A 12177-nucleotide genomic window follows, 5' to 3' on the forward strand; every position below is an offset into this window, starting at 1 on the left:
TCTAACATTCCCGTATTCGTATAAAGACCATGGACACGATGGTCTTTTAATCCTCGGAAACGACCATCGCGAATCCATGAATTCTTTCTCCCGTTAAATCATCCGGCCAATCCAGCGGTGCTTTTTCCCAGCTTTGTCCTGCATCAAAAGAAAGATAGAAGCCGAGATTATTCACAGCGTAAAAAATACCTGACTGGAATGGATGAGAAGTTAACGCAAAAACAGAGGAGCATTCTGCATCCGGCAAGCCTTTGTATACAGGCGACCAAGAACCGCCATCTTCACGCCGTACTAAAATCGTTCTTGCACGGGATGGATCGTATGCTTCATAAGGACTCCTGGACGCAGCAGCCACCATTGTATCTGCATCCCCTGAATCTACGGCAATATCAACCAAATAGTTATAAGGCTCCAAACCCTCATTGAACGTCTGCCAGGAGTTTCCGCTATCAAAGCTTTCAGCATACCCGCCGCCCGCAGCTTCGTATATCCGTCCTGGAGCTTGCGGGTGTGTTGTTAAAGCATGACAATCATGTTGGGAATTCGGTTTTCGATCTTCCCAACTGCCCCCTTTATCTTCACTTTTCATCACGCCGCCAAGTTCAATGCCGACAAATATGCGGTTTTTCTCATGAATATCCGGTTCAATCCAACGTACGTGATGCGTGTACGGCCGAGGCGGGAAACTCCAGGAAGATTTTGAAGGTAAATCCAGTAAAGCCGGGCAATCAACCCAGGTTTCTCCTCCGTCTTCTGAACGAAAAAGCCCGCTCGGTTCGGTGCCTGCCCAAACGACATGACATCCATTTTTAACCTCTGTTGAACTGACCGCAACACTCATCACCCTGTTATGTGATATTCCTGATCCAGCGGGTACCCATGTCTTGCCGCTGTCATTACTTATCCATAACCCTTCGTTAAAGGTCCCTCCATACAGCCGTCCTTTCCGGCTGGGATCTGCAGCAAGGCATATAAATGAAACCGGTGCCGGTCTTTCCTCCATTATCCATTCCTGTGCCTCTTTCTTCATTTCATAAAGAGAACGTCCAGCTGAAAAATATAAAACTTCCATGCGGTTCACCACCTTGATTTATTTGAAATCTTTTAAGACAATCCAGATACCTATTTAATAGAAATATTCGGGAAACGATTCAATCTATCGGGTATATTTGTAAAAAAACTCCCTTTTCTACAATAAGAAAAGCTAAGAGGATATCGAGACTTAATAAAAAATCTTTTATAGTTTGCTTTATTCACCATAAATCAAACTTGTAAACGTCCGAACCTGACTTTTTATCACGGAGAAACGCCCGTAAAACTTCCGCCTTCAAATAGAGCGTGGAAAATGAATTTATTTTAGCGGGGGATAACGGCGCTGACTCCCACTGCATAATATTTCGTCTTATGATTCCATTTTTTCAAAGTGAAATACGCTGTGCTGTACAATCGGCATTCACTTGGTTACATATCAACATACTTTTCGAGTCATGCAAGTTATCGCTAGAGTATCATAAGTCATTCTACAGTCAAAAAGATTTTGTTAAAAATTTTTAAACGATCATTTTTTAATAAAAGTAAGATGGGTCTTATCCCATACAGAAAAGGCCTTACCATGGATAAGACCCTTTCCCGAGACAATGTCGTATGTTATTTCTTGAACTGCGGATGCTGGGTTATACAGAAAGTCTCCTACCTCTACGCTAAATCAATATTCTTTAAAAAAGCTTTCTGGCAATGTGCTAAAAATGCTCCAAAGACTGATAACTGCACCAATTAATGACACAATACTGATACCCACAGCCTGGAAGCTGAATACACCGGTCGGTACAAGGATGATAAACCCCAAGAAAAAAATAGATTGATAAATCGCTGAGATAACCCTCCAAAATTTATGGTTGAAAAAAGATAATAACACAGGAGGAATGAACAAAATAATCATTATGATAATACTTGCTTGGATAACTTGCGGATCATTTAACGACAGTGTATTGACATCCCGTTGAAAATAAGCAGTGACAAACAACGTTACGATGGATACAATCAGCATGAAAACTAATAAAACGAATCTTTTCAAACAGCATCCTCCTATTCGGTAAAAAATGTATGAAATTTGAGCCTCCCTCTTCTGGTTAAACTGCGCCTTGTAATTTGCCCTGATAGATAGAAATTAATCCAGGCAGCTGCTGAATATCCTGCGGTGTGATAAGCTCCGGCGGCTTGTCAAAAGAAACCATACCAGCTTCCATCAGCAGATAAGCCACAAATTGCGAGCAGAAGTAAGCATTTGACCGTGGAATGGGCTTATTAAACATGACTCCAAACAGTCCTATTACGTTATAGTGGTAATTGTCTTTTCTTTGCTTAAAAAATGCTAACGTTTCTTGTAATTTCTTGTTTTGTTTTGAACTGATTGCATAAGCATAGATGGAGCAGTCCGCTTTCTGAAACAGTTCCTCTTCTGTATTTTCCTTCACAAATCCTCCCCAAAATGGATTGCGTAAATGCTTCCTGCCAAAGCTGTATATTTCATTTAATTCCAAATCCAAGGCTAACGAAACATGATTGTATTCTGCTTTGGTATACAGACTAATAGCTTTCGTCAATAAAGTACCAGTGTTTGTAAATAACAAATAAATGTAGTCTTGTTTCATCGCTAGTAACTCCTGTATATTTTGATTTTTCGGTCTTTTCAAAATAGAGACCTTATGTCATTAAGATATATCTTTGTGCTCAATGTTTTTTATTGATAAGTAAGAAGCAACGATACCAATAAGACTAAGTGTCACCGGAATACCAATAAAGGATCCTATCGATAAGTCTTCATTACTGACACCAAAGAAAATGGCAATAATAACAGAGGTAATAATGGTCGTCCTAACTGATTTTTTAAGCATTCCAAAGAACAAAGGAACTAAGCTGACACCACTGGCAGAAAGGTCATATAAAATCGTATTTCTAAAATGTTCGATGAGCATGGGAATCGTTATGTCACTGTCAATAAATCCTAAGTTGCTGTTTAACATAGATAAAACAAATGCAGCAAAAATTCTGGACAGAAGCATAGAGAAAAAGGTAAAGCCTATGATAATCAATAGCTTCGAGATAATGATCTTTTTTCTGCTGATTGGGTATGTGAACATCAAGGTAATGGTTTTATCATTGTATTCTTCGATAACTAATTTTGAAATTAACACTCCTGAAAAAACGATGAATACCATTCGTGTTATACTGTCAATCAGAAATAAAAAATCTGTACTGCTGGCAGCAAATTGTTCCCTGTCTATATATAGCATGAAGAATAAAAATCCGGTAACGGCAAAGCATGCCGCTAAGGAGTTATTTATATATCGGCTAAAATTTATTTTTCTCATTTCCAAACTCATTAACTTAAAGATTTTTCTCACCACTCTTCCTATTGACATTGAAAATTACATTGTTGGCAGTAATATTCCGGAATACCCTCATCGCTACGTTACATCCTTGCGCTCCATATTTCTTATCGCTAAATACGAAGCAGCCGCACCAATAATGATAAATACCAATGATCTGACAATGAAGGAACCTATCGAAAGGTCTGATAGATTTTCATTACTTATGCCAAAGAAAATGGCAATAATAATCGATGTGATAATGGTTGTTCTAACAGATTTTTTGAGCATCCCAAAAAATAAAGGAACTAAGCTGATACCGCTGAAAGAAAGGTCATAGATCACGGTGTTTTTAAAATATTCCATTATCAAATGAATCGTTATGCCTCCATCGATAAAATCCAATTGGCTGTTTAACATGTATAAAACTGCTGCTACAAAGATTCTTGATACATGTATAAGGAAAAATGTAGCACAAATGATAATCAATAATTTAGAGATAAAAATCTTTTTTCTGCTGATGGGATACGTAAACATCAAAGAGATGGTTTTATCATTGTATTCTTCAATAAACAGCCTCGAAATTAATATACCTGCAAACACAATAAAAACCATTCTCGTGCTGTCAACAACAAAGAAAAAATCTTCACTGGTGGCACCAATCGTGTTTCTATCCGTATACATTGCAAAGAATAACAATCCGGCAAGAATAAAAATTGCTGCTAAAGCACCAAAGACATACTGTCTGAGATTTATTTTTCTTAATTCTAAACGAATTAATTTAAACATTTTTTCCGCCTCCAATTAAGGACAAGAAATAGTCCTCTAATGAAGCCGACTTCGTATTGATTGATGTAATGGAAACATCCTTTTCCATTAACTTCTTATAGATTTGATTTTGTGATGTCCCTGATTCATATATCCTTATTTTGTTCGTATCAAGTACTTTGAAATTTTTTATATTCAGCTCTGAATCAATAATATATACTGCTTTCCCGGCATCATCGGTTTCTAATTCTATATACTCTGCATTATTTTCTCTAATCGAATCCATGGAAACTTCTTCTACTAGATATCCATTATTCATTACGCCTATTGTGTCAGCAATTTGCTCTATTTCCGCTAAAATATGACTTGAAATCAGAATGGTTATGCCATACTCTTTATTCAGGCTTGCCAGTAAGTCTCTCATCTCAATAATGCCAACTGGATCCAGTCCATTAACCGGCTCATCTAATATCAACAGCTCTGGCTTCGTGATTACCGCTCTGGCAATTCCCAGCCGTTGTTTCATACCTAAAGAGAAATTTTTAACCGGCTTGTTATCGATGTTTTTTAGATTCACAAGATTCAAAGCGGTCTCTATCTCTTTTTTATTGTGATAACCCATGTATTCACAATGCAAATCCAAGTTATCCATTGCAGTTAGCTTCTCATAAAAAATGGGATATTCGATAATTGCACTCATCCTTTTAAATAACTCATAAGAAGTATCCGTCAATGTTTCGTTAAACACTTCAACGGCACCCTGGCTTGGTTTAAACAGATTTAAAATCATTTTCATGACTGTACTTTTACCTGCGCCGTTCGGGCCTAAAAGCCCATAGATTTCTCCCTTCTTGATATTCATATTGACATTGGAAACAACATGACCTCCATGAAAAGATTTTCCTAAATCATGTGTTCTTAAAATGTATTCCATAATAATAAATCCCTCCCTTTCTCTGCAAAATTGCTATATTAATAATCATAAACATTAAAATTATCTTTTTTCTTAACAAAGTCTTACGAATTTCTTAAGTTTGCAAAGAACGGGACGGAAGCGGATTTTTAGTTTTCCTGCGAAGACAGTTTCTTTAATTTCACAGTAAATACTGTTTTATCATAAGCTTTGCTGGATAATGATATCTCACCTTCCAGACTTTCGACTAATCTTTTCGTAATGGTAAGCCCCAGCCCGCTTCCTTGATACAGCTTATTTCGCGAGTCCTCAAGCGTATACAATCTTTCAAATACGCTTTCTTTATTCATTTCATCAATACCTTTCCCCTTGTCCCAAACCTCGATGTAAGCAAATGCGTTATCATGTTTTAAGTTTAACCCCACTACTTGACCATCCTTTCCATACTTGATGGCATTCGATATCAGGTTTCTAAGGATTCTGTCCAGAGCTTCTTCATTTCCAGCTACATAGATATGCTCATCTGGAATGTTAATGGAAACATCTAATCCTTGCTGAGTTAACATTTCATAAAACTCTAAAATGCTCTTTCTGCAAATTTCATTAATATGTATCTTTTCGAGTGTTATCTCCTTATCTCCAGACTCCAGCTTTGCCAAATCAAAAAACGTATTGATCAATGTCAGCAGCTCTGCCGCCTTTTCATGTGCTTTACGAACCTCTTTGCCCGCTTCTTTTTCGATAACTTTATTCGATTGAATGATTTCTAAATATCCAACAATAACAGTCAGCGGTGTTTTTAAATCATGAGAAATATTTGAAATCATTTTCCGAATCGATTCTTCCTTTTTTGTATAATCCGCCAATATTTTCTGATTATGGTTTAAAAGATGATTGATGCTGATCAATAAAGGAATAAGCTCTTTATCATCGGTAAAAACAAGCAGATTCTCACTGGTTTTATCAGCGATAATCTTATCCAATTTTTCATGCATATATTTTATTTGCTTGTCTCTTGCTATCTTTGCTTTATATTGAAAAATGATAATCCCGGTTAAAATCAGGGTAATCCCTATAAAGAAATAAGCCATGCCTTTTCCCCCCTTTTCAAAAGATATTCACACATCTATTCCCCTAGTTTGTAGCCAATTCCCCAAATGGTCATAATATAATGAGGCTCAGCCGGGTTGTCCTCAATCTTTTCTCTTAGTCTTCTAATATGAACATTGATGACATTTTCGTCTCCAAAGTAGTCGTTTCCCCAGACCGTGGTATATATTTGAGCCTTTGTAAAAACATTATTGGGATGCTTGAGAAACAGCTTTAAAATATCGAATTCCTTGGAAGTCAGTTTGATTTCCTTACCATGTTTTTGAACAGAGAAATTATTGATATCAATTGTTAAATCTTTATGGTTTATCACCTGCTCTTCTTTTTTTGTCTCCGAATAACTGGTGGCACGCCGCAATGCCGATTTTACTCTGGCGGAAAGCTCTATCATGGAAAAAGGCTTCGCTATGTAATCATCTGCACCAAGCTCCAGGCCTAGCACCTTTTCCACGTCCGTATCCTTCGCTGATACAATTAGTATCGGCACGGAGCTGTCCCTTCGAATTTGTTTCATTACCTCTATGCCATCTAATTTCGGCATCATAATATCAAGAATGATTAAATCAAATGTATCGTTTTGAAATTTTTGCATTCCTTCTTCGCCTTCCAAAGCAGTAACTACCTTATAGCCTTCTTTTTCTAAATAATTTTGTATCATTTCGCTTACTGAGATATCATCTTCTACGATGAGAATGTTATTGTTCAAGTGAGACAGCCTCCTATAAAATTTTAGTTTAATAGATTTCTATTATCTTTATTGCCGACTATACCCTTTTGCCTGCCTCTTTATATATTACAGAGATTTTTACAGGTATTTCATAAAGTTTAACACATTCCTTTGCACTTTATAGATGTACTTTGCCTAAGGATGCCTTTTATGGTAAAAAGAACATATAATATTCTGTTAAAAAATCATATTGTTAGCTAAGCAAATGGTTAGGAAAGGGAGGAACACTTTATTGGTATCTGATATAGCATTGATGAAACATCATGTAAACGTGTTATTTAAAAAGGATGATAATAATCGAATGACCTTTGTGAATGAGCCGCCAAACGAGGCTGCACCTCGTATTTTCATTGGCGGGACGCAGCTTGGTAATGTAGTAAGATACTCCAATGCCCTTGAGGAGAACGTAATAAAGAAGCTGGAACGAAGCATTCATGCAGATTTTGCTATAGACTTGGCAGAAATAATCACCATTTTAAACACAGACCGGCAAATCAGCAATTTTTGGACTGGACCTGCTTTCGTGTTTCCTGATGTCAGCAGCATAACAACAAAAGCAATACGAATTACCGACTTCAACAAAGACTGCCTGAAGCAAAATTTCCCATATATCTACGAAGTGCTTAAATATAAACAGCCTTGCTTTGCTATTATTGAAGATGAAGCAGCTGTATCCGTTTGCTGCAGCGCGAGACAAACTAATGAAGCGGCTGAAGCAAGCTTAGCTACATTTGAAACGTATCGTGGAAGAGCATACGCGATAGACGCTTCCATTGCTTGGGCAGCTGAAATTCAAAGTCAAGGATTACTTGCATTGTATAGTACCTCCTGGGATAACTTTGCATCCCAATCTGTAGCAAGAAAATTACATTTAATACAATATGGAACGGACATTCATATGAAATAAGACAATATCCCCGAACACAAGTCATTCTTAAATTAATGGACACAATTACTGAAAATCTGATGTATTCTTTTTCATGCTCGAGAAATAAACCGGGATGAAGATTAACGCAAAATCAAAAATAGGCCCCCTTGGACTTGGTCAGTGGATCCTGTAAACACTCTGGAGCTCTCGTTTAACTCTCTACACAACAAAAAATCCTGCTCGTAGCAGGATTTTTATCAAACATTCTTATTAATTATCAAAGGGCAGATCGTTACACAAACTTATTCCTGCCAGCACCTAATCCTGCAACCATCATTAACAAGCAAACAACGATGATAGCAATAATCGGCGCAGACCAGGCCTGCGTAATATCAAATAGAAGCCCGATAAATAACGGTCCAATGGCAGCAAAAATATAACCGACGGATTGCGCCATCCCAGACAGCGCTCCAGCCTGACGTCCATTACGTGCGCGCATGCCAAGCATAGCAAGTGACAGGCTGATGGCCCCTCCAAAAGTAACTCCAATCAGTGTTACCCAGATGAAAATCAGCGGAAGCGGTCCCCCGATTAGCAGTCCGATAAATCCAACTGCTGCACCGCCGCTGATTCCCAGTACGATCCCCTGCTGGTTAGAGAATTTCTCTGCCAGCACCGGTGCCAGAAAAGTAGACGGCAATCCGACAAACTGCACATAAGCTATCAGCCAGCCGGCAGCAGATACGGAAAATCCAAAGCTTTGCATGATTTCTGGCAGCCACGATACCATTACATAAAATATAAAAGATTGCAGACCCATAAATAACGTAACCTGCCAAGCCAATGGGGATTTCCACAGGTTGCTGTCATTAAAAGGCTTATTGCTTAACTCCACTTGTTCTTCTTTAGGCGCAGGGTTCCGGCTGATAACAAAAATCCAAACAATGATTCCGACAAGAGCCAGCACAGCCCACGATAATAAAGCCAATTCCCATCCTAAGCCTGCTCCTTTTGCAAGCGGAACTGAAAGTCCAGAAGCCGTGGCCGCGAATATTGCCATCGATGTGGAATAGACACTCGTCATTTGACCGACTTTATGCGGGAATTTTTCCTTGATGACTGCCGGCAGCAGCACATTCATTACTGCGATGCCAACCCCGATAATAGCTGTTCCGATAAATAATGTCGGTGTATATGGAATGGACCGGGTGCCTATTCCGGCGAACAGCAGGATCAGGCCAAGCAAGACCGCTCCTTCATTCCCCAGCTTCCGGCCAAGCTTTGGCGCAAGCGGCGATACTATGGCAAATGCGATAAGCGGTAAACTGGTAATCGTCCCCGCACTCCAGTTTTCCAGTCCAATCTGATCACGAATGGTCCCTAACAACGGTCCAACGGAAGTAATTGCCGGCCTCAGGTTAAAACCAATCACCATGATAGCAATCAAATATAGCATTCTCTTATTAGAGGATGCTTCCTCAGTCAGACTATTTGTTCTTGCTCTATTTTTCTCCATCTAATACCTTCTTTTCTACTTTCCACCCCCTTTACAGGAAAGGAGGAGGAATAATTTTGCACAATATATATATGTTATGGCAATGTACATCCTATTGTCAAGACACCCATTTTTAATAGACTGCAATCAACGCATCTGCTCTGCGATGCCCCAATGTGTTAACACTGATAAAACGCAGCTTCATCCAGGAAACAGTTTTCATATTAACCTGTACCCGCAAACTTCCAATCTAATAATTTTGAATAAAAGGTATATCTATGAAATTTATTGGAGAGCCTGTCAATATAACAAACTATTAATTGGAGGTATTTTCAATATGAAGTACAACCTAATGATAGGCATTGCTTTTCTTATTTGCCTATTCATTTTTATACCAACAGTACATGCAGATAATGGGACATTGTACAAAGTTGATACGGAAACAACAGAGTTAATGGATGCGCCTGCTCAGGATACAGTCCTTCTAAGTGAATTAAAAAAAGACTATAAGGTTACTATTTTTGAAGAATCCAATGGCTGGGGCAAAACATTTTATAACGGCGAACAAGCTTGGGTCGCGTTACATCACCTATCAGCAGTGGATGAGATACAGACAGAGCCAGAAAACGAACAATCCGATACAGAAGATAATCAAGCTGAAACAGCAGCTGCTGCAGCAGAAACAAATACAGAAACTGCCGAACCAGCAGAAAACGGACAACTGTACCGAATTCAAGCACCAGCAGTAAATGTACGCAATGCGCCTGATAAGAATGCAGCTGTCGTTACGCAGATGAATCATGGTGAGAAGGTTACTATTTTTGAAGAATTGTACGGCTGGGGCAAAACATATTATCATGATGAAGAAGTATGGATCACTTTATATTTACTTGATAAAGATGACGAATCAAATGGAAATAGTGACACATCAGAAGAAAATGAAAAAACAGAATCATTAGAAACAGTAGAAGAAACCGAAAATGAAGCGTCAGAAGCAACATCTGAGCCAAAAGACGGTGAAAGCGAAAAGGAAAATGGCGAAACAAAAGAAGTTCAAGCGGAACAAAGCACTGAAAATCCGCTTGCCGGCCGTCAATTTGTGATTGATCCAGGTCACGGCGGGAAAGATCCCGGTGCAGTGGGGTCCGAAGCATATGAAAAAACATTAGCTTTAACCACAGCAAAAAAATTAGGAGAACAATTACGCCATCAAGGAGCTTCTGTTACGTTTACCAGAGAAGATGATACGTACCTCTCATTGGGAGAACGGGTCAACATAAGTAATTCTGCCAATCCAGATGCATTTATCAGCCTGCATTATAATGCGTCGGAAGACCAGGCTGCGCATGGAGTGGAAACCTTTTACAAGAATGAAAGCGAAAGCCAGATCCTTGCTGAGTATGTACAAACGTCATTGATGAGTCATGTTCATCTCGACAATCGTGGAGCTAAACAAGCAGATTTCCAAGTACTAAGAGAGAATCAGCAAACTGCGATTTTAATTGAGCTTGGTTTTATCAGCAATTCAGAGGAACAGCAGACAATTCAAACGGATAATTATCAAAATCATGCAGCAGAAGGTATTATTGCCGGATTAGAAGACTATTTCAGCTAAAATCAACGGATGAAAAGGTAAAAGTGTATCTAGGTGACACTTTTACCTTCGATTACGTTTTTTGGACTTCCTTTTAAATTACAATCTGTAATGAGCTGCTCAGGAGGAATATTACGAATCTTTCATTTTACGTTTAGAACTTTTTAGTTTTACAATCGCTATCATAATAGCTGCAACCCCGATTAATGGAAGCACAAGGAATAATGGTTCACCCGTACCAGAGTACATAATAGGTCCCCAAATGATAGGCACAATACCGTAAACAATAAGATAAATAATTCCCATTATAAATTCAAATATATGCTTTTTTTTAGATATGGTTTTCACCCTTTTAATTTGAATCCAATCAGGAATGCTAACTTATCAAGTCAGGATTTTTTTGGATGTTATTTTTAATCCCTTATAAAAAAGCATCCTCTTTCACTATCTTATTCCCTTATTTTGAAATTAATTAACGTACTTCCCTTTAGAGTCCGGGCTATCATTCCATTTCTTTTCACAAAACCTGAATGGATATTAATCCCTTTACAGTTTATTTATTAAACCGTTCTAAATGATAAAACTGATACGTATTATTCGTCAGCTGTTGTCGAACTTTATCAAAAGGCAGCTGTTTTACCTCAGCTATTTTCTTTATCACATCGATAATCATATTTGGATGTGTCATCTGATTTTGAAATGGCTCTTTAAACGGCCATGGCCCATCTGTTTCTGCCATAATAAGTTCTAACGGATATTGTTTGATTAAAGACTGAATCTCCTCTTCATACCAGCAATCAGGCGTGATAGAAATCATATATCGATTATCTATCATACGGTTAATCGTAGCTTTATCCCCTTTAAACCAATGAAAATGGGCTTGTTCCAGTTGATATTTTTCAAGCATATCACAGACAACAGAGGCATCTTCATAAACAGCATGTAATACGATTGGCAGATTATACTTTTTTGCAGCCTGTATAAACCGCTCTAATATGGCGTGATAAGGTGCAATATCCAGCGAGTCATCATTACGTTTGGTATAATACGGAAGCCCTACTTCTCCAATAGCCACGATTTTTTCGAATTTTTGTTCAATCTCCTGAAAGATACGATTGATTTCTTGATCAGGCGGCAATGCTTGTTCCGGATGCCAGCCGAAAGCAGGATAAACAAACGGATATTTCTGTGCTAACCACCATACCTTTTGACAGCTCTCAAAATCACTTGCAACGGCTATCATCCCATCTGCTTGAAGCGTTTGAATTAACTGTTCCTGCTCGTCAGGCTGGTACCAATCTAAATGAATATGTGCATCAATCATTATGCAAACT

The 12177-nt window shown here is 38.3% G+C and carries 12 protein-coding genes; 2 read left to right on the plus strand and 10 right to left on the minus strand.

All coding sequences use genetic code 11. The features are described from left to right. Positions 1-46: 46 nt before the first annotated feature. From ACZSMY_RS05060 to ACZSMY_RS05095, 8 genes are all read right to left on the minus strand, one after another. Entirely contained in the window at positions 47-1072 is a 1026-nt protein-coding gene (locus ACZSMY_RS05060; protein ID WP_052485064.1) for a WD40/YVTN/BNR-like repeat-containing protein, read from the minus strand. A 633-nt stretch (positions 1073-1705) separates the two neighbouring features. Then, a complete protein-coding gene (locus ACZSMY_RS05065; protein ID WP_042533985.1) occupies positions 1706-2074 on the minus strand; it encodes a hypothetical protein in 369 nt (122 codons plus the stop codon). A 55-nt stretch (positions 2075-2129) separates the two neighbouring features. Continuing rightward, positions 2130-2651: a hypothetical protein gene (locus tag ACZSMY_RS05070; RefSeq protein WP_042533983.1), complete on the minus strand. Its 522-nt coding sequence runs from the start codon at positions 2649-2651 to the stop codon at positions 2130-2132. 60 nt (positions 2652-2711) lie between these two features. Next, complete coding sequence (locus ACZSMY_RS05075; protein WP_175297059.1) at positions 2712-3371, minus strand: ABC transporter permease; 660 nt, start codon at positions 3369-3371, stop codon at positions 2712-2714. A 96-nt stretch (positions 3372-3467) separates the two neighbouring features. Continuing rightward, on the minus strand, positions 3468-4157 hold the full coding sequence (locus ACZSMY_RS05080) for an ABC transporter permease (protein WP_289585248.1): 690 nt from the start codon (positions 4155-4157) through the stop codon (positions 3468-3470). Beyond that, the gene (locus ACZSMY_RS05085) at positions 4150-5070 is read right to left on the minus strand and encodes an ABC transporter ATP-binding protein (protein ID WP_455725383.1); all 921 of its coding nucleotides are present in this window, start codon (positions 5068-5070) and stop codon (positions 4150-4152) included. Before ACZSMY_RS05085 ends, ACZSMY_RS05080 begins: the two co-directional genes overlap by 8 nt. A gap of 128 nt (positions 5071-5198) precedes the next feature. Next, positions 5199-6140, minus strand: coding sequence for a sensor histidine kinase (locus ACZSMY_RS05090; protein ID WP_042533977.1), 942 nt, complete (start codon positions 6138-6140; stop codon positions 5199-5201). Positions 6141-6175: 35 nt separating this feature from the next. Beyond that, positions 6176-6865 carry a response regulator transcription factor gene (locus ACZSMY_RS05095; protein ID WP_042533975.1) on the minus strand — a complete coding sequence of 230 codons (690 nt, stop codon included), beginning with the start codon at positions 6863-6865 and terminating at the stop codon, positions 6176-6178. Positions 6866-7118: 253 nt separating this feature from the next. On the opposite strand from ACZSMY_RS05095, the gene ACZSMY_RS05100 reads away from it, so the two are divergent. Continuing rightward, positions 7119-7793: a GNAT family protein gene (locus tag ACZSMY_RS05100; protein ID WP_042533973.1), complete on the plus strand. Its 675-nt coding sequence runs from the start codon at positions 7119-7121 to the stop codon at positions 7791-7793. 253 nt (positions 7794-8046) lie between these two features. Here ACZSMY_RS05100 and ACZSMY_RS05105 read toward each other — a convergent pair whose 3' ends face one another. Next, positions 8047-9240, minus strand: a complete 1194-nt coding sequence (locus tag ACZSMY_RS05105; protein WP_455725472.1) for a CynX/NimT family MFS transporter — start codon at positions 9238-9240, stop codon at positions 8047-8049. A gap of 346 nt (positions 9241-9586) precedes the next feature. Between ACZSMY_RS05105 and ACZSMY_RS05110 the strand changes: the two genes are divergently transcribed. Next, a complete protein-coding gene (locus tag ACZSMY_RS05110; RefSeq protein WP_256706251.1) occupies positions 9587-10864 on the plus strand; it encodes an N-acetylmuramoyl-L-alanine amidase in 1278 nt (425 codons plus the stop codon). A gap of 532 nt (positions 10865-11396) precedes the next feature. Here ACZSMY_RS05110 and ACZSMY_RS05115 read toward each other — a convergent pair. After that, positions 11397-12167: a TatD family hydrolase gene (locus ACZSMY_RS05115; RefSeq protein WP_465147521.1), complete on the minus strand. Its 771-nt coding sequence runs from the start codon at positions 12165-12167 to the stop codon at positions 11397-11399. Positions 12168-12177: the final 10 nt, after the last annotated feature.

Source organism: Oceanobacillus sp. B139/18 (assembly GCF_055524595.1).